This is a genomic window from Haemophilus sp. HMSC71H05 (assembly GCF_001838635.1).
GTDB classification, from domain to species: Bacteria; Pseudomonadota; Gammaproteobacteria; order Enterobacterales; family Pasteurellaceae; genus Haemophilus_D; species Haemophilus_D parainfluenzae_R.
The window spans coordinates 79,276-97,912 of sequence record NZ_KV838036.1 but is presented as its reverse complement, the minus strand read 5'-3'; the positions used below and the strand labels follow the sequence as shown (position 1 = coordinate 97,912).

At 39.6% G+C, this 18,637-nt stretch carries 13 protein-coding genes; 4 read left to right on the top strand and 9 right to left on the bottom strand.

Annotated features, from left to right (window positions below):
- Nucleotides 1-84 precede the first annotated feature (84 nt).
- The gene (gene gmhB, locus HMPREF3279_RS06225; RefSeq protein WP_005697434.1) at nucleotides 85-639 is read right to left on the bottom strand and encodes a D-glycero-beta-D-manno-heptose 1,7-bisphosphate 7-phosphatase; all 555 of its coding nucleotides are present in this window, start codon (nucleotides 637-639) and stop codon (nucleotides 85-87) included.
- Between the two features lie 174 nt (nucleotides 640-813).
- Between gmhB and metN the strand changes: the two genes are divergently transcribed.
- From metN to HMPREF3279_RS06210, 3 genes are read left to right on the top strand one after another with little or no spacing between them, the layout of a single operon-like run.
- Entirely contained in the window at nucleotides 814-1,851 is a 1,038-nt protein-coding gene (metN, locus tag HMPREF3279_RS06220; RefSeq protein ID WP_005694681.1) for a methionine ABC transporter ATP-binding protein MetN, read from the top strand.
- Nucleotides 1,841-2,533 (top strand): methionine ABC transporter permease, encoded by a 693-nt coding sequence (locus HMPREF3279_RS06215; protein WP_049371343.1) that lies wholly within the window; start codon nucleotides 1,841-1,843, stop codon nucleotides 2,531-2,533. Before metN ends, HMPREF3279_RS06215 begins: the two co-directional genes overlap by 11 nt.
- A 39-nt stretch (nucleotides 2,534-2,572) precedes the next feature.
- Nucleotides 2,573-3,403: a MetQ/NlpA family lipoprotein gene (locus tag HMPREF3279_RS06210; RefSeq protein ID WP_070582971.1), complete on the top strand. Its 831-nt coding sequence runs from the start codon at nucleotides 2,573-2,575 to the stop codon at nucleotides 3,401-3,403.
- A gap of 187 nt (nucleotides 3,404-3,590) precedes the next feature.
- Here the strand turns inward: HMPREF3279_RS06210 and rpoC are convergent, their stop codons facing one another.
- From rpoC to tal, 8 genes are all read right to left on the bottom strand, one after another.
- Nucleotides 3,591-7,841 carry a DNA-directed RNA polymerase subunit beta' gene (rpoC, locus tag HMPREF3279_RS06205; protein WP_070868474.1) on the bottom strand — a complete coding sequence of 1,417 codons (4,251 nt, stop codon included), beginning with the start codon at nucleotides 7,839-7,841 and terminating at the stop codon, nucleotides 3,591-3,593.
- Nucleotides 7,842-7,965: 124 nt separating this feature from the next.
- A complete protein-coding gene (rpoB, locus tag HMPREF3279_RS06200) occupies nucleotides 7,966-11,994 on the bottom strand; it encodes a DNA-directed RNA polymerase subunit beta (RefSeq protein WP_049369662.1) in 4,029 nt (1,342 codons plus the stop codon).
- 296 nt (nucleotides 11,995-12,290) lie between these two features.
- On the bottom strand, nucleotides 12,291-12,662 hold the full coding sequence (rplL, locus tag HMPREF3279_RS06195) for a 50S ribosomal protein L7/L12 (RefSeq protein WP_005697375.1): 372 nt from the start codon (nucleotides 12,660-12,662) through the stop codon (nucleotides 12,291-12,293).
- 54 nt (nucleotides 12,663-12,716) lie between these two features.
- Nucleotides 12,717-13,208 carry a 50S ribosomal protein L10 gene (gene rplJ, locus HMPREF3279_RS06190; RefSeq protein WP_005694693.1) on the bottom strand — a complete coding sequence of 164 codons (492 nt, stop codon included), beginning with the start codon at nucleotides 13,206-13,208 and terminating at the stop codon, nucleotides 12,717-12,719.
- A 312-nt stretch (nucleotides 13,209-13,520) separates the two neighbouring features.
- The gene (locus HMPREF3279_RS06185) at nucleotides 13,521-13,910 is read right to left on the bottom strand and encodes a RidA family protein (protein ID WP_005694694.1); all 390 of its coding nucleotides are present in this window, start codon (nucleotides 13,908-13,910) and stop codon (nucleotides 13,521-13,523) included.
- 81 nt (nucleotides 13,911-13,991) lie between these two features.
- Nucleotides 13,992-14,738 carry an MlaA family lipoprotein gene (locus HMPREF3279_RS06180; RefSeq protein ID WP_049369660.1) on the bottom strand — a complete coding sequence of 249 codons (747 nt, stop codon included), beginning with the start codon at nucleotides 14,736-14,738 and terminating at the stop codon, nucleotides 13,992-13,994.
- A gap of 200 nt (nucleotides 14,739-14,938) precedes the next feature.
- The gene (locus HMPREF3279_RS06175) at nucleotides 14,939-15,508 is read right to left on the bottom strand and encodes a YagU family protein (protein ID WP_257283624.1); all 570 of its coding nucleotides are present in this window, start codon (nucleotides 15,506-15,508) and stop codon (nucleotides 14,939-14,941) included.
- Between the two features lie 251 nt (nucleotides 15,509-15,759).
- Nucleotides 15,760-16,713: a transaldolase gene (gene tal / locus HMPREF3279_RS06170; protein WP_005697398.1), complete on the bottom strand. Its 954-nt coding sequence runs from the start codon at nucleotides 16,711-16,713 to the stop codon at nucleotides 15,760-15,762.
- Between the two features lie 292 nt (nucleotides 16,714-17,005).
- On the opposite strand from tal, the gene HMPREF3279_RS06165 reads away from it, so the two are divergent.
- Entirely contained in the window at nucleotides 17,006-18,631 is a 1,626-nt protein-coding gene (locus HMPREF3279_RS06165; RefSeq protein WP_049374904.1) for an ABC transporter substrate-binding protein, read from the top strand.
- The last annotated feature ends 6 nt before the right edge of the window (nucleotides 18,632-18,637 follow it).

Sequence of the window (18,637 nt, the reverse complement as noted above, 5' to 3'; positions counted from 1 at the left end):
GCAAGATCTTTTTGTAAAAAAATGTAAATTTTTTCTTAGTTGAAGATCTTTTCGCCTATTCGAACAAAAAATAGATCATTTTTGTTACTTAATTAATCGTTTTGCTATTCTTGGCAAATCTGCAATGGAATCCAAAACATAATCAGCGAGATTCTCACCCTCTTCAGTAATAGGTTTACCTGTTCGCACTAAAATATTCGTTTTCACTTTTGCGCCAATGCCTGCTTTAAGATCTTCAATCTTATCGCCAACCATAATAGATTGTGCCGGATCGATTTTCAGCGCTTTAATTGCCTCTAGTAACATACCTGATTTCGGTTTTCTGCATGCACAGTCTTCTTTATATTCACCTTTCCCTTCTGGATGATGAGGACAATAGTAAATGCCATCTAAATCCACACCACGATCAGCTAATGACCAATCCATCCATTCTGTCAGTTGCAAAAACTGATCTTCTGAAAAATATCCACGAGCAATGCCCGATTGATTAGTCACCAAAACTAAAAGATATCCCATTTCTTTTAGCGCTTTTAATGCATCAATACTGCCTTCTATAAATTGGAAATCATCAATTTTATGTACATAACCATGGTCGATATTTAAAGTGCCATCACGATCTAAAAAAACAGCTTTCTTCATATATTTTCTCATTTATCTTTTTCTTAAGGCAAAATTATCCCTTTTATCCTTAATATAAGCAATAATAAGTCATAACTGATCTGTCTAAAAAAGATCCCCGAAGATATTGACACAGCATTCTAGACGTCTAGAATACAAATGAAATTCAAATATTAACTGAGAACAAGGGCTTATATGATTAAGCTAAATAACATTACGAAGATTTTTACACTTCCGGATAAAAAACTGACCGCACTTGATAATGTTTCATTACATGTGCCGAAGGGGCAGATTTGCGGTGTCATTGGAGCATCTGGCGCAGGCAAAAGTACGCTTATCCGTTGTGTAAACTTATTAGAAAGACCGACTCACGGTGCTGTAATCATCGATGATGTGGATCTAACTCAACTTTCTGACGCTGAATTAGTGAAAACACGCCGCCAAATTGGCATGATTTTCCAACATTTTAATTTGTTAACCTCTCGAACCGTTTTTGAAAACGTAGCATTGCCACTTGAGTTAGAAAATAAATCGAAAGCAGAAATTCAAGAAAAAACGACCGCACTTTTAGCACTTGTTGGATTAAGTGATAAACATAATGTGTATCCTGCTAATCTCTCTGGTGGTCAAAAACAACGAGTAGCGATTGCTCGTGCACTTGCAAGCGATCCAAAAGTCTTACTTTGTGATGAAGCGACTAGCGCATTAGATCCGGCAACAACCCAATCCATTCTAAAATTATTAAAAGAAATCAACCGCACTTTAGGTATCACCATTCTTCTTATTACCCATGAAATGGAAGTGGTTAAACGCATCTGCGATCAAGTTGCCGTGATTGATAAAGGTCGTCTGATTGAACAAGGCACGGTTAGCGAAATTTTCTCTAATCCGAAAACAGAATTGGCCCAAGAATTTATCAGTTCGACTTTCCACATTACGTTGCCGGAAGAATATTTAGAAAATTTATCTGATACACCAAAACATGCCAAATCGTATCCGATCATCAAATTTGAATTTACTGGTCGTTCCGTCGATGCGCCATTACTTTCTCAAGCATCGAAAAAATTTGGCGTGGAACTCAGTATCTTAACATCACAAATTGATTATGCCGGTGGGGTAAAATTTGGCTTTACCATTGCGGAGGTTGAAGGTGATGAAGATGCGATTACGCAAGCCAAAGTTTATTTAATGGAAAATAACGTTCGAGTAGAGGTGCTAGGCTATGTTCAATGATTTATGGGCAACATTTAGCCAACAATTCCCCGATAATTTTGCGAGTTTATTAACGGTATCGACCGTTGAAACAATTTATATGTCAGTATTATCGACATTAATTGCCGCTTTATTAGGCTTACCACTGGGTTTTTTAACCTTTTTAACCAATAAAGGGGCGATTTTAGAAAACAAAAAGCTCAATGCGTTTTTAAACGTCATTATTAATATCGGACGTTCAATTCCTTATATTATTTTATTACTCGCTTTAATTCCGCTTACCAGTTGGTTACTTCCTGGCGGTAGTATTGGTTCTAATGCAGCGATTGTCTCATTAAGTGCAGCCGCAACGCCATTTTTTGCACGTCTTACGAGTAATGCGCTTTTTGAGATTCCAACCGGTTTGACTGAAACAGCAAAAGCCATGGGTGCAACCAATTGGCAAATTATTCGTAAATTCTATTTGCCTGAATCCCTACCTACGCTCATTAATGCTATTACGCTCACTTTCGTGACATTAATTGGCTATACCGCAATGGCGGGAACGCAAGGCGGTGGCGGCTTAGGAAGTCTCGCCATTAACTATGGTGTCTATCGTAATATGCCATCAGTAACTTGGGCAGCAACGATTGTTATCGTGATTATCGTGATGCTCAGTCAAAAATTAGGCGACACACTCGCAAAACGAGTGGATCACCGTTAATTATTTTCTATACCATTTTATTCACAACAAGGAAAAAACATGAAATTAAAAAACTTATTTGCTATCACCGCTATTGCGTCAGCATTAGTATTAACAGGTTGTAAAGAAGAGAAAAAAGCAGATGCAGCGTCAACTGCACCTGCTGCAACATCAATCAAAGTTGGTGTAATGGCGGGTCCTGAACACCAAGTAGCCGAAACTGCTGCAAAAGTTGCAAAAGACAAATACAACTTAAATGTTGAATTTGTTTTATTCAATGACTACGCATTACCAAACACTGCTGTATCTAAAGGTGATTTAGATGCTAATGCAATGCAACACAAACCTTACTTAGATGAAGATGTAAAAGCGAAAAACTTAAACAACTTAGTGATCGTTGGTAACACCTTTGTTTACCCGCTTGCTGGCTATTCTAAAACCATCAAAAATGTAAATGAATTAAAAGATGGCGCGAAAGTTGTGGTGCCAAATGACCCATCAAACCGTGGTCGAGCATTAATCCTTCTTGAGAAACAAGGTTTAATCAAACTTAAAAATTCTAACGATCTTCTTTCAACTGTCGCAGATATCGTTGAAAATCCGAAAAACTTAAAAATTTCTGAAGTAGATACCTCTGTTGCAGCTCGTGCATTAGATGATGTTGATCTTGCTGTTGTAAATAACACTTATGCGGGTCAAGTTGGCTTAAATGCACAAGATAATGGCGTATTCGTAGAAGATAAAGATTCTCCATACGTAAACATCATCGTTGCGCGTACTGATAACAAAGACAGCAAAGCGATCCAAGATTTCGTGAAAGCATACCAAACTGAAGAAGTTTACCAAGAAGCGAAAAAACACTTTAAAGATGGCGTTGTAAAAGGTTGGTAATCTCAGCTTAAGCAAAATATTTCAAAGCCACCGATAAGGTGGCTTTTTTATTGATGAAAAGAAAGTGCGGTCATTTTTACGATACTTTTCCAAACGAAAAACGCATCAAAAACTGACCGCACTTTCTGTATTAAGATAATAAAAAACCCGAGCCTAAACTCGGGTTTTCTTTTTTAGCAATTAGCGATTACTCTGCATCATCTGCCATATTAAGCATTTCTGCCAAGTTAGTTGTTGCATCATCTGCTGTCATCACGAATTCATCAGCAATTGCTGCTTCATCATCTTCAGACAATTTAATCACAACATCGTCTACAATACGTTTTTTGTGACGACCTTGGTGATACGCAAAACCAGTACCAGCTGGGATTAAACGACCTACGATTACGTTCTCTTTCAAGCCGCGTAATTCATCACGTTTACCCGCCACTGCTGCTTCAGTAAGCACGCGAGTGGTTTCTTGGAACGATGCCGCAGAAATGAAGGATTCTGTCGCCAATGACGCTTTGGTAATACCAAGTAATTCACGTTCGAATTCAACTGGTGGTTTACCCTCCGCTTCACGTTTACGGTTCACAATTTTCACGCGAGCCACTTCAACTTGTTCCCCTTCTAGGAATTCGCTGTCATAAGCTTTGGTGATAACTGCTTTACGTAACATTTGACGTACGATAACTTCGATGTGCTTATCGTTAATTTTTACCCCTTGTAAGCGGTAAACTTCTTGCACTTCGTTCACGATGTATTCAGTTACAGCACGAACACCGCGTAAACGTAAGATATCGTGTGGAGTTTCTGCACCATCAGAAATCACGTCACCACGTTCTACCATCTCACCTTCAAATACGTTGAGCTGACGCCATTTTGGAATCATTTCTTCGTAGATTTCACCTTCAGTTGGAGTGATTAGCAAGCGACGTTTACCTTTGGTTTCTTTACCGAAGGACACGATACCTGAAATTTCAGCCAAGATTGCAGGCTCTTTCGGTTTACGAGCTTCGAATAAATCAGCAACGCGTGGAAGACCACCGGTAATATCTTTAGTACCCACAGATTCTTGTGGAATACGAGCAAGTGGTTCACCCACTTTCACTTCCGCACCGTCATCTAAACTTACGATTGCTTTACCTGGTAAGAAGTATTGCGCAATAACGTCAGTTTCAGGTAAGAAGATATCGTTACCTTTGGCATCAACTAATTTGATGGTTGGACGTAAATCTTTACCTGCAGTTGCACGTTCACCTACGTCTTGTACCACGATAGAAGAAAGACCGGTTAATTCATCCGTTTGACGAGTTACAGTTAAACCATCCACGATATCAACGAATTTCACAAAACCAGATACTTCAGAGACTACTGGCATAGTATGTGGATCCCAGTTTGCTACTGTTTCACCCGCTGATACTTCTTGGCCGTCTGCTTTGTTCAATACAGTACCGTAAGGCACTTTATAGTGTTCTTTCGTACGACCAAATTCATCAGTCACCGTTAATTCAGTATTACGAGAAGTTAAAACTAATTTACCTTCATCATTAACAACGAATTTCGCGTTAGCAAGGTGTAAAGTACCGTTGTTTTTGATTTGTACGCTAGATTCTTTCGCTGCTGCAGAAGCTGCACCACCGATGTGGAACGTACGCATGGTTAACTGTGTACCTGGCTCACCGATAGATTGAGCAGCAATAACACCCACTGCTTCACCTTGGTTGATGAGGTGACCACGCGCTAAGTCACGACCGTAACATTTCGCACATACACCGAAGTCAGTATCACAAGTTACAACAGAACGTACTTTTACGCTGTCCACTGAGTTTGCATCTAACACATCACAAAGTTTTTCATCTAATAAAGTGTTACGTGCAATTAAGACTTCTTCTGTACCTGGTTTATACACATCTTCAGCTACAACACGACCTAACACTAATTCGCGAAGTGGAACTTTCTCATCGCCACCTTCAATTAATGGAGTCATGACTAAGCCTTCGTGTGTACCACAGTCATCTTCAACGATCACTAAGTCTTGCGCTACGTCAACTAAACGACGAGTTAAGTAACCAGAGTTTGCTGTTTTTAATGCGGTATCCGCCAAACCTTTACGCGCACCGTGGGTTGAAATAAAGTACTGAAGTACGTTCAAACCTTCACGGAAGTTCGCTGTAATTGGGGTTTCTATGATCGAACCATCTGGACGCGCCATCAAACCACGCATACCTGCTAACTGACGAATCTGAGCTGCAGAACCACGCGCACCAGAATCAGCCATCATAAAGATGCTGTTGAAAGAAGCTTGTTTCTCAGGATTACCTTCACGGTTGATAACTTCTTCCTGAGATAAGTTTTCCATCATTGCTTTAGCTACACGCTCATTTGCTGCAGCCCAAATATCGATTACTTTGTTATAACGCTCACCCGCTGTTACAAGACCAGATTGGAACTGTTCTTGAATTTCAGCCACTTCAGCTTCCGCTGCAGAAATAATTTCGTATTTTTTCTCTGGGATAACCATATCGTCGATACCCACAGAAGAACCTGAACGTGCAGCATAAGCAAAACCGGTATACATAATATGGTCAGCAAACATTACCGCTTCTTTCAAACCTAAACGACGATAAGCTTCGTTGATAAGTTTAGAAATTGCTTTTTTACCTAATGTTTGGTTAAACAATGAATAAGGCATACCTTTTGGCGCGATCATCCATAAGATTGCACGACCGATAGTGGTATCAGTTAATGTGGTTTTCTCTTCGAATTCGCCAGCCTCATTTTTCACATATTCAGTAATACGTACTTTAACGCGAGAATGTAATTCTGCTTCACCTGTGCGATATGCTTTTTCAGCTTCGCGCGGATCTTGCAATAACATGCCTTCACCTTTACCGTTCACTTTTTCACGGGTCATATAGTAAAGACCCAACACCACGTCTTGTGATGGAACGATAATAGGATCACCGTTTGCTGGTGAAAGTACGTTGTTGGTTGACATCATTAACGCACGCGCTTCTAACTGAGCTTCAAGTGTTAATGGTACGTGAACCGCCATTTGGTCACCATCGAAGTCCGCGTTGAACGCCGCACAAACGAGCGGGTGTAATTGGATTGCTTTACCTTCGATTAGAAGTGGTTCAAACGCTTGGATACCTAAACGGTGAAGTGTCGGTGCACGGTTCAATAGAATTGGGTGCTCACGAATAACTTCTGCCAAGATATCCCAAACGATCGCGTCTTCACGCTCAACCATTTTCTTAGCCGCTTTGATTGTAGTTGCATAACCACGGCTTTCTAATTTTGCGTAGATAAACGGACGGAATAATTCCAATGCCATTTTCTTCGGTAAACCACATTGGTGTAAGTGCAAGTATGGACCTACAGTGATTACAGAACGGCCTGAATAGTCAACACGTTTACCTAATAAGTTTTGACGGAAACGACCTTGTTTACCTTTGATCATATCCGCAAGTGATTTCAATGGACGACGGTTAGAACCCGTAATCGCACGACCACGACGACCATTATCTAATAACGCATCAACAGATTCTTGTAACATACGTTTTTCGTTACGCACGATAATATCTGGTGCGATTAAATCTAATAAACGTTTTAAACGGTTGTTACGGTTGATCACGCGACGATATAAATCGTTCAAGTCAGAAGTTGCAAAACGACCACCATCTAATGGTACTAACGGACGTAAATCTGGTGGAAGTACTGGTAATACAGTCATCACCATCCACTCTGGTTTATTACCAGACTGTTGGAAAGCTTCTAATAATTTTAAGCGTTTAGTGATTTTCTTACGTTTTGTTTCAGAGTTAGTTTCTTGTAACTCTTCACGTAATTTTTCACATTCCACTTCAAGATCAATACCTTTAAGTAAATCTTGAATTGCTTCAGCACCCATTTTCGCTTCGAATTCATCTTGCCAGCGGTCTTCTGCATCAAGGAATTGTTCTTCAGTTAATAACTGTCCACGTTCCAAATCGGTCATACCCGGTTCGGTTACGATGTACATTTCAAAGTAAAGCACACGCTCAATATCACGTAACGGCATATCAAGTAATAAACCGATACGGGACGGAAGTGATTTTAAGAACCAAATATGTGCAACTGGACAAGCCAATTCAATGTGGCCCATACGTTCACGACGCACTTTAGTTTGTGTTACTTCAACACCACATTTTTCACAAATCACACCACGGTGTTTTAAGCGTTTATATTTACCGCATAAACATTCGTAATCTTTTACTGGCCCGAAAATACGTGCACAGAAAAGACCGTCACGCTCAGGTTTGAACGTACGATAGTTGATTGTTTCAGGTTTTTTAACTTCACCAAATGACCAAGAACGGATCATGTCTGGAGAAGCTAACCCAATTTTAATCACATCAAAATCTTCACTGGTTTTTGATTGTGCTTTTAAAAACTTAACTAAGTCTTTCACAAATAGTCTCCTGTCGGAGTTAAGGGTTTCAAAGGGCGGTCAAAAATATCTTGTTTTTTAACCGCACTTCGGCGATTTCTTCCTTTTGCTTCCCCTGCCGAACAGGGGAAGACCGGTTTGTCGATTACTCTTCGTCTAGCTCGATATTCAAACCAAGTGAACGGATTTCTTTCATAATTACGTTGAAAGATTCCGGTGTACCCGGATCCATTTGTTGGTTGCCACCGACGATGTTTTTATACATCTTCGTACGGCCGTTCACGTCATCGGATTTCACAGTTAACATTTCTTGTAAGGTATAAGCCGCACCATATGCTTCAAGTGCCCATACCTCCATCTCACCGAAACGTTGACCACCGAATTGTGCTTTACCACCAAGTGGTTGTTGAGTAACAAGACTATAAGAACCTGTTGAACGAGCATGCATTTTGTCATCAACTAAGTGGTTCAATTTGAGCATGTACATATAACCTACGGTTACTGGACGCTCGAATTTCTCACCAGTACGGCCATCGTATAACGTGATCTGACCTGAAGTTGGTAAGCCACCAAGTTTCAACATTTCTTTGATTTCTTGCTCATCAGCACCATCAAACACTGGTGTTGCTACCGGTAAACCTTTACGTAGGTTTTCTGCTAAACGCATGATTTCGTCATCACTAAAGGTGCTTAAATCCACTTTTTGTGCGCCATGACCTAAATCGTATGCTTTTTGCATATAGCCACGAAGTTTCTCAACATCTTGTTTTTGTTTGATCATCGCATTGATTTGATCACCGATACCTTTAGCAGCTAAGCCTAAGTGGGTCTCTAAGATCTGACCGATGTTCATACGAGATGGTACACCCAGTGGGTTCAATACGATTTCAACCGGTTGACCGTTTTCATCGTATGGCATGTCTTCCACAGGGTTGATTTTTGAGATAACACCTTTGTTACCGTGACGACCCGCCATTTTATCACCCGGTTGGATGTGACGTTTCACCGCTAGGTAAACTTTAACCACTTTTAACACGCCTGGTGCTAGATCATCGCCTTTAATGATTTTCTTACGTTTTACTTCAAGTTTGTGTTCAAACTCTTTACGTAATTCTTCATATTGCTCAGCAAGCTGTTCTAATTGGTTTTGTTTTTCTTCATCTGAAATGGTTTGTTCTAACCATTTTGTGCGATCCATTTTATCTAATTGAGCCGCATCAATACCGCCAGCGATAAGGACATTACGCACACGAGCAAACAAGCCAGCTTCTAAGATTTCTAATTCATCAGAAAGGTCTTTCTTAGCTTGTTTTAACTGCATTTCTTCAATTTCTAATGCACGTTTGTCTTTTTCTACGCCATCACGGGTGAAGACTTGAACGTCGATTACAGTACCGCTTACACTGTTTGGTACACGTAATGAAGAGTCTTTCACGTCAGATGCTTTTTCACCGAAGATTGCACGTAACAATTTTTCTTCTGGTGTTAATTGAGTTTCGCCTTTAGGGGTTACTTTACCGACTAAGATGTCGCCACCTTTTACTTCAGCCCCCACATACACGATACCAGATTCATCCAATTTGCTTAATGCAGATTCACCTACGTTCGGAATATCCGCAGTAATTTCTTCAGAACCTAATTTAGTATCACGCGCCACACAAGATAATTCTTGAATGTGAATTGTCGTGAAGCGGTCTTGTTGTACTACACGCTCGGAAACTAACATTGAGTCTTCGAAGTTATAACCGTTCCAAGGCATGAACGCCACACGGATATTTTGACCTAATGCTAATTCACCTAAGTCTGTTGAAGGACCATCTGCTAATACTTCACCACGATTAATTGGATCGCCTAAATTCACACAAGGAATTTGGTTGATACACGTATTTTGGTTAGAACGGGTGTATTTAATTAAGTTATAAATATCGATACCCGCTTCGCCTGCTACGGTTTCGTCTTCATTTACTTTGATAACGATACGAGAGGCATCAACATATTGAACTGTACCACCACGTTTCGCTACAACCGCCACACCTGAGTCAAGTGCAATTGGTTTTTCCATGCCTGTACCCACTAACGGCTTATCAGCACGTAAAGTCGGAACCGCTTGACGTTGCATGTTCGCACCCATTAAGGCACGGTTCGCATCGTCATGCTCTAAGAATGGAATTAACGCTGCAGCCACCGATACCACTTGTTGGGTTGAAACGTCCATATAGTGAATTTCTTCTGGTTTATAAAGACCAGATTCACCACGTTCACCACGTGCAGTAACGAATGCATCTGTAAAGCGATTGTTCTCATCAAGGTTTGAGTTCGCCTGTGCAATGATGTAGTTTGCTTCATCAATTGCAGATAAATATTCGATTTCTTCAGTCACTTGACCATCAACCACTTTACGATATGGGGTTTCTAAGAAACCGTAATCATTAGTACGGGCAAACGCAGAAAGTGAGTTGATCAAACCAATGTTTGGACCTTCTGGGGTTTCGATTGGACATAAACGACCATAGTGAGTGTTATGTACGTCACGCACCTCAAAGCCAGCACGTTCACGCGTTAAACCGCCTGGACCTAATGCAGAAATACGACGTTTGTGTGTTACTTCTGATAATGGGTTGTTTTGGTCCATGAATTGCGAAAGTTGTGAAGAACCAAAGAATTCTTTCACTGCCGCAGAAATTGGTTTTGGATTAATTAAGTCTTGTGGCGTGATCGCATCTAAATCGCCTAAAGATAAACGCTCTTTAACTGCTCTTTCTACACGAACTAAACCAATACGGAATTGGTTTTCTGCCATTTCACCCACAGAACGAATACGACGGTTACCCAAGTGGTCGATATCATCCACTTCACCACGGCCATTACGGATATCGATGAGTTTTTTCATTACACGAATGATATCGTCGTTACTTAAAATACCAGTACCTTCGCCTTCAGGAATACCTAATGAGCGATTAAACTTCATACGACCTACTGCAGATAAATCATAACGTTCTGCAGAGAAGAATAAGTTATTGAATAATGCTTCTGAAGATTCTGGTGTAGGTGGTTCACCTGGACGCATCATACGATAGATTTCATATAACGCACTTACACGATCGTAAGTTGGATCAACACGTAATGTTTCAGAGATATATGGACCGTAATCTAAGTCATTAGTGAATAATGTTTCGATCACTTTATAGCCTGCTTGCGATAATTTCGCTAACACTTCTAAAGAAATCTCGCCATTTGCTGGGCAAATAATTTCACCAGATTCAAGATCTACATAATCTTTCGCTGCAACTTTACCTGCGATATATTCAGTTGGCACTTCAACTTGTGTCACATTATCTTTTTCTAATGCTTTAATGTGACGAGCTGTAATACGACGACCGCGTTCTACATAGACTTTGCCATTTGCTTCAATATCAAATGTCGCCGTTTCACCACGTAGACGTTCTGGCACTAATGTCATGAGTAATTTATTGCCAGCGATTTCGAAAGTTACTTTATCGAAGAATAAGTTTAAGATTTCTTCAACCGTGTAACCTAACGCACGTAAAATAATGGTTGCCGGTAATTTACGACGACGGTCAATACGCGCATATAAGTTATCTTTTGGATCAAATTCGAAATCTAACCAAGAACCACGGTAAGGGATAATACGTGCGTTATAAAGCACTTTACCTGAAGAGTGTGTTTTACCTTTGTCAGAATCAAAGAATACACCTGGGCTACGGTGTAATTGTGAAACGATAACACGCTCAGTACCATTGATGACAAAGGTACCGTTGTCAGTCATTAATGGGATTTCACCCATATATACTTCGCTTTCTTTAATATCTTTGACTGCGCGTGATGAAGATTCTTTATCGTAGCTAACTAAACGTAATTTTACGCGTAAACCTGCTGCATAAGTTGAACCACGAATTTGACATTCACGTACATCAAATTCAGGCTCTTCTAAACGGTAATCAACATATTGTAATTCTGTATAACCGTTATTGCTTACGATTGGGAAAACAGAACGGAATGCAGCTTCTAAGCCTTGTTGACCTTCAGGATCTTTTTGAATGAATTTATCAAAAGAATCTAATTGGATAGTTAATAAATAAGGTACATTTAAAACTTGCGGACGTTTGCCGAAGTCTTTACGAATTCGTTTTTTCTCAGTATAGGAGTAACCCATTATTGGTTTTCCTCTGTAAATTTTAGTGAGACCGAGTTGATATAAAAAAGTGCGGTCAAATTGATTGACGTTTTTTATTTATATCGGAGATTGACGCCGTTTCGGATACCGCACTCTGAACCTTACTTCTGTAGTGGGCTACTTAAATTAAAACGTCTGATTAATTTAAGTGGAAACAGATACCATTAAACGGAAAATGCCTATCTGTTTTTTGTGCTGTTTTTGATAGCACAAAATGGCTGATGGTAAACCACCAGCCATTAAGCCTGAGAAACAGGACATAAGCAAATCAAAAATTATTTGATTTCTACTTTTGCACCAGCTTCTTCTAATTCTTTCTTAAGTGCTTCAGCTTCTTCTTTAGAAACGCCTTCTTTTAAGTTAGCTGGAGCAGATTCAACTAAGTCTTTAGCTTCTTTTAAGCCTAAACCAGTTGCACCACGTACTGCTTTGATAACTGCTACTTTGTTAGCACCAGCTTCAGCAAGAACCACGTCGAATTCAGTTTTTTCTTCTGCCGCTGCTGCTGCACCGCCAGCTGCTGGAGCTGCTGCTACTGCTGCTGCAGAAACGCCGAATTTTTCTTCCATCGCTGCGATTAATTCAACGATTTCAGTTACAGATTTAGAAGCGATCGCTTCAATGATTTGTTCGTTAGTTAATGACATAACAATCAATTCCTAAAATTAATAAAGTTAAATGAAGTAAGAAACGCTTAATGATTAAGCTGCTTCTTGTAATTTGTCGCGTAATGCCGCAAAAGTGCGAACAAGTTTGCCTGCCGCAGCTTCTTTCATTGTGCCCATTAAACGTGCAATTGCTTCTTCGTAAGTTGGTAATGTTGCTAAGAATTCAACATCTTGGATCTTACCTTCAAAGGCTGCACCTTTAATTTCAAACTTATCGTTTGCTTTAGCAAAATCTTTGAACAAACGTGCTGCTGCACCTGGGTGTTCATTAGAGAATGCGATAAGTGTTGGACCTACAAACGTATCTTGTAAGCATTCGAAATCAGTGCCTTCAACCGCACGACGTAATAAAGTATTACGAACAACGCGCATTGTTACACCAGCTTCACGAGCTGCTTTACGTAATTCAGTCATTTTATCAACAGTTACACCGCGAGAGTCCGCGATTACTGCTGAAAGTGCACCTTTGGCTGCTTCATTTACTTCGGCAACAATTGCTTGTTTGTCTTGAAGATTTAATGCCATTGGCTTTTAGCTCCTGAATACACTCCGATTTCTCGGAATTAATTTACCTCATCGAAAGAGTTATCTTTCAGACTAGGACGACTTCGGTGCCCAGAAGCAAGAAATATTCTTATTCTGTTCACCATCTACGTAGGATTATTAAGACGATTATTGCTAACCATTCCCTACGGTCTTGGACGGGGCTTGAATAGGTCAAGCACCAACCAGAAATTTTACGCTAAGCGTAATTTAGGAGCGAGATTATAGTGATTAATCTCGCTCTTGTAAAGCCTATTGTAGAAAAAATCTGCAGATTTTAACCGCACTTTCCTATTATTTTCTGACTGCAATCGCTTCGATTTCTAAGCCAACATCTTTTGGCAAGCGAGCAACTTCTACGCAAGAACGAGCAGGGAAATTAGGGTGATTATTTTCTTTAAAGAATTTCTCATACTCTGCATTTACTGCTGCAAAATCATTAAGATCTTTCACAAACACAGTAGTTTTCACAATATCACCCACTTTCAAACCAGCCTGTTCAATAATGGCCTTCACGTTTTCTAACGATTGACGCGCCTGAGCTACAATATCTTTTGGTACTTCACCCGTTGCTGGATTAACCGGGATTTGACCTGATGTTAAAACTAAATTACCTAAATCTACCGCTTGAACATAAGGACCGATTGCTGCTGGGGCTTTTTCTGTATGAATGATTTTAGTCATGATATTCTCCTTTTAATATTGACGTATAAATACGCTTGCTATCCTAACATATAAGTGACTTTATCGCTTATACGAGTATTCTTAATCAATCTCTTTTAATACATCATCAGACAATTCTTTCTGTGAACTTTCTTTTACTTTGCCATCATTGACTTTAAATTCTAAATTCTGATAATAAGCTTCGCGGAAAGTAACATAAGGATCTTGTGCTTGATTGAGCAATTCTGTTTGGTCCAATGTTTTCGAGCGTTTATCTACGGCTTGTACACCATATTTCACCAGTGACCATGGACCGCCCACCCAATTCCAGAACGGATAAGTATAAGCCGCATCGACCACTGCACCAGTTAATTGACGAGGTGTCGTCGCATTATAAATTGGCAATACAATATAAGTGCCCGCATCTACACCATAGGTGCCCAACGTTTCACCAAAGCTTCGTTGATCATAAACCTGCAAATCTTTGCTTGCACTGGCAAAATCAAATAAACCACCAATACCAAAGGTGGAGTTAATCCAGAAACGGTTGAAGTGAACAAAGGCTTTTTTCGGTTCACCTTCTAATAAACGGTTCACAAAGCTCACTGGCTCATCTAAGTTATTTGCCACATTGGATAAACCTTTTGTGACCGGTGTCGGCACGTAATCACGCCAGCCTTTCGCAGCAGGTTCTAACACGTAGCGATCCATGACTTTATAGTTAAAATCAAACATCGTACGGTTAAAACTTTCTAATTTATCATTGCGTTCACCATCTGCTTTTGTTGCACAACCTGTTAATACAGCTGTTGCCATTAAGCCGACCGCAAGTAAAGGTGTTTTTTTCATTCCACTTTCCTATCACAAAAAATTGTCTTTATTCTAACCAACTTGAAAGATAACTACAAAAGAATTTATTTAAGCCTTGAGATTGCTCTTTCTATTAGCCATTATTGAAATCGTATGTTTTAGTTTTTAAAAAATCACTTTTGTTCTCTGCATAAACAAAAATGCCACCCTTAGGTGGCATTCTTTGCAATAATCGTTAATTATTCAGTTGCATTTTTTAATGGAATTTCTGCATCTGGCTCGCGAGTAATACGGTTACGTAAATCACGACGAATAATCTCAATTGTCCAGAACCAGAAAATGTGTCCCACTAATTCAGAAATATGTTCATATAACGGCCATTCTGCCACAGGTGGTGTTAAACCTAATGCCGGGAAAGTGATGTAGTGAACACAAATATCTGCGATTAAACCTGCACCAATACCTTGCCAGAATTTAATTTTCGGGAAACGCTCTGCTACTAAACAGTAAGCGATAGCAAATACTAATGAGAAAGTAATGTGAGTCACGCCAATCCAGTCAAAACCATGATCTGCAAAAGTGAATGCGGCTTGAGTTGGATCAATACCTAAATAATCACGTAAGAATACGTGCGGTGGGTTTAAGAATGCACGTGAACAGACTTGAAGAATTTGATCTTGGCTTAAACCTGTAATGTCCACCTTACATGCTGCCGCGAAGAAATCGATTGGACTACGTGGTGGGAATGGATGTTCAGCACCCCATTTTACAAATGCAGAAATTAAACCTGCAATAATACCAACAAAAATCGCTACGCCATAACGACGACGATTAGCAGGAGTTTATTCAAAAATACCTGACATATATTTGCTCCGAAAAAAGAAAAAAATGACGTACTTTGTATCAAAAGTCACGGTTCCCATTTTGCTTTAGCAAAACTTGTCTTTGATTTTCAATGACTTTGACTTGTTAGTCAAGAACTAATTATTAAGAGTTAGAGCATTTTATGATGAGAATAAAAAATGCGGTTATTTCTAACCGCACTTTCATGTTTTTAAAATTAAAGTTTTGCTGAAAGCATTGCTTCTAATTTCTCTTGGTCAACTGCAAATTTGCGAATCCCCTCTGCTAATTTCTCAACAGCCATTGCGTCGCTGTTATGTTGCCAGTAGAATTCTGCTTCAGTTAATGGTTGAGGTTTCGCTTTTACTTCACCTTTGTAGTCTAGTTTACGTACAAGTGCGGTTGAATTTTCTTGTAATTCTTTGAGTAAAGCGGGAGCGATTGTTAAACGATCACAACCTGCCAATTCAATAATTTCACCGACATTACGGAAACTTGCGCCCATTACCACTGTTTTATAACCGTATTCTTTGTAGTAGTTATAAATTTTAGTTACAGAAATAACACCAGGGTCTTCTGCTGGAGCATATTCTTTTTTATCGGTATTTGCTTTGTACCAGTCTAAGATACGACCTACGAATGGTGAAATTAAATAAACACCCGCTTCAGCACACGCACGTGCTTGCGCTTCGGAGAATAATAAGGTTAAGTTACAGTTAATGCCTTCTTTTTCAAGAATTTCTGCTGCACGAATACCTTGCCATGTTGAAGCAATTTTGATCAAAATACGATCATTTGAAATGCCTGCAGCATTATAAAGTGCGATAAGTTTACGAGCTTTTTCAACAGTTGCTTGAGTATCGTAAGAGAGACGTGCATCCACTTCAGTTGAAATACGTCCAGGGACAATTTTTAAAATTTCTAAACCGATGTTTACCGCTAATTTATCTTCAGCATCAATTAATTGTTGAGCTTTATCCGCACTTTGTGCTTTGGCATAAGCAATCGCTTCATCAATTAATGGTGCATATTGTGGTAATGCTGAAGCACTTAAAATTAAAGATGGGTTTGTTGTTGCATCTTGCGGTTGGTATTTTTTAATGGCATCAATATCGCCAGTATCAGCCACAACGACGGTCATACTACGAAGTGAATCTAACTGAGTTGTCATTATATTCTCCTTGAATGGATTTGTTTGAATTCAACTGTCTTACGATAGCATAATTAGCTTTAAAAGGGTAATTCGTCCAGGAAAATATTTACGATAGGAAAAACCAATACATTCTCGATTTCCTCTCTCACATCATCACTTTTAGCAATTTTTTTAAAATTTATTGGATATAAATCACAAAACGTTATTTTTCTTTAAATAATTACCTTACAAATCTTTACAAAAATGAATTTTTGAGCTAATAAGTGGAAGACTCTTCATAAAAATATCGCCTAATGACAAGGAGGCTCAAATGCAACACAAACTACTCTTCTCAGCAATCGCTCTTGCTCTTTCCTATTCTGCTCAAGCGGTTATAGTACCTGAGGGAACGCAATTAGATGAAAAACAGCATATCGTCATCAATAACGGGGCAGAACCACAAAGTTTTGACCCACAAAAAACCGAAGGTGTGCCAGAATCTGCCGTTGCTTATCAATTACTTGAAGGCTTAGTCACCTCAGACTCTGAAGGTAAACTTCAACCAGGTGTGGCTGAAAGCTGGGAAAATACACCTGACTTCAAAACTTGGACATTCCATTTACGTAAAGATGCTAAATGGTCAAACGGCGATCCTGTTACCGCGCACGATTTCGTATTTGCGTGGCGTCGTTTAGTGGATCCTGCAACTGCAGCGCCTTATGCAAGTTACTTAAGTTACTTACAAGTAGAAAATGCGCAAGACATCATTGACGGTAAGAAAAAACCGGCTGAATTAGGTGTTGAAGCAAAAGATGATTACACCTTTGTGGTTCATGCAACCAATCCTGTGCCTTATGCAGTCAGTTTAACGACTCACCAATCCTTATTGCCATTACCACAAAAAGTGGTCGAAAAATTGGGTGATGCATGGGTGAAAAAAGAAAACTACGTGGGTAATGGTGCCTATAAACTGACTAACCACATCATTAACGAAAAAATTGAATTTGAACGCAACCCACTTTATTGGAACGATAAAGAAACCGTAATCAATAGCGCTACATTCCTCGCTATTGAGAACCCAAGCACCGATGTAGCGCGTTATCGTGCAGGTGATTTAGACATGACCAATTATGGTTTACCGCCAGAACAATTCGCTAAATTACAAAAAGAATTGCCAGGCGAAGTATACATTACTCGTACCCTAGCAACTTATTCTTATGAGTTAAACAATAAGAAAGCACCTTTTGATAACGTGAATATTCGCAAAGCCTTGAACTTATCCCTTGATCGTAATGTGATCACCGATAAAGTATTGGGCCAAGGTCAAACACCAACCTATGTGTTTACCCCAACTTACATCGAAGAAGGTCACCTCATTCAACAACCTGCTTATTCAAAAGAACCGATGGCACAACGTAATGAAGAAGCCATTAAACTCTTAGAAGAAGCCGGTTACAGCAAAGCGAATCCGTTGAAATTCACCATTCTTTACAATACTAATGAAAACCACAAAAAAGTGGCCATTGCTGCAGCATCTATGTGGAAAGCGAACACCAAAGGTTTGATTGATGTGAAATTAGAAAACCAAGAGTGGAAAACTTACATTGATAGCCGTCGTGCGGGTCGTTACGACGCGGCACGTGCAGGATGGAATGCGGATTACAACCAAGCAACAACATTCGGCAACTATTTCTTATCTAATTCGAGTAACAATACCGCGAAATATGCGAACCCAGAATACGATAAAGCCATTGCTGAATCTTATGTTGCAACGGATGCGGAAGGACGTGCAAAAGCCTACGCGAAAGCCGAAGAAATTCTTGCAAAAGATTTCGGTATCGTACCAATCTTTAACTATGTGAATCCACGCTTAGTGAAACCTTATGTAAAAGGCTATTCAGGCAAAGATCCACAAGATCACATTTACTTACGCAACCTTTATATTATTAAACATTAATTCGTT

Bases quoted from the DNA above. Each gene is read 5' to 3' on its own strand.
- HMPREF3279_RS06210 (WP_070582971.1), top strand. From the start codon at position 2,573: ATGAAATTAAAAAACTTATTTGCTATCACCGCTATTGCGTCAGCATTA.
- tal (WP_005697398.1), bottom strand. From the start codon at position 16,713: ATGACAACTCAGTTAGATTCACTTCGTAGTATGACCGTCGTTGTGGCT.
- rplJ (WP_005694693.1), bottom strand. From the start codon at position 13,208: ATGGCATTAAATCTTCAAGACAAACAAGCAATTGTTGCCGAAGTAAAT.
- HMPREF3279_RS06215 (WP_049371343.1), top strand. From the start codon at position 1,841: ATGTTCAATGATTTATGGGCAACATTTAGCCAACAATTCCCCGATAAT.
- rpoB (WP_049369662.1), bottom strand. From the start codon at position 11,994: ATGGGTTACTCCTATACTGAGAAAAAACGAATTCGTAAAGACTTCGGC.
- HMPREF3279_RS06185 (WP_005694694.1), bottom strand. From the start codon at position 13,910: ATGACTAAAATCATTCATACAGAAAAAGCCCCAGCAGCAATCGGTCCT.
- metN (WP_005694681.1), top strand. From the start codon at position 814: ATGATTAAGCTAAATAACATTACGAAGATTTTTACACTTCCGGATAAA.
- HMPREF3279_RS06180 (WP_049369660.1), bottom strand. From the start codon at position 14,738: ATGAAAAAAACACCTTTACTTGCGGTCGGCTTAATGGCAACAGCTGTA.
- rplL (WP_005697375.1), bottom strand. From the start codon at position 12,662: ATGTCATTAACTAACGAACAAATCATTGAAGCGATCGCTTCTAAATCT.
- gmhB (WP_005697434.1), bottom strand. From the start codon at position 639: ATGAAGAAAGCTGTTTTTTTAGATCGTGATGGCACTTTAAATATCGAC.
- HMPREF3279_RS06165 (WP_049374904.1), top strand. From the start codon at position 17,006: ATGCAACACAAACTACTCTTCTCAGCAATCGCTCTTGCTCTTTCCTAT.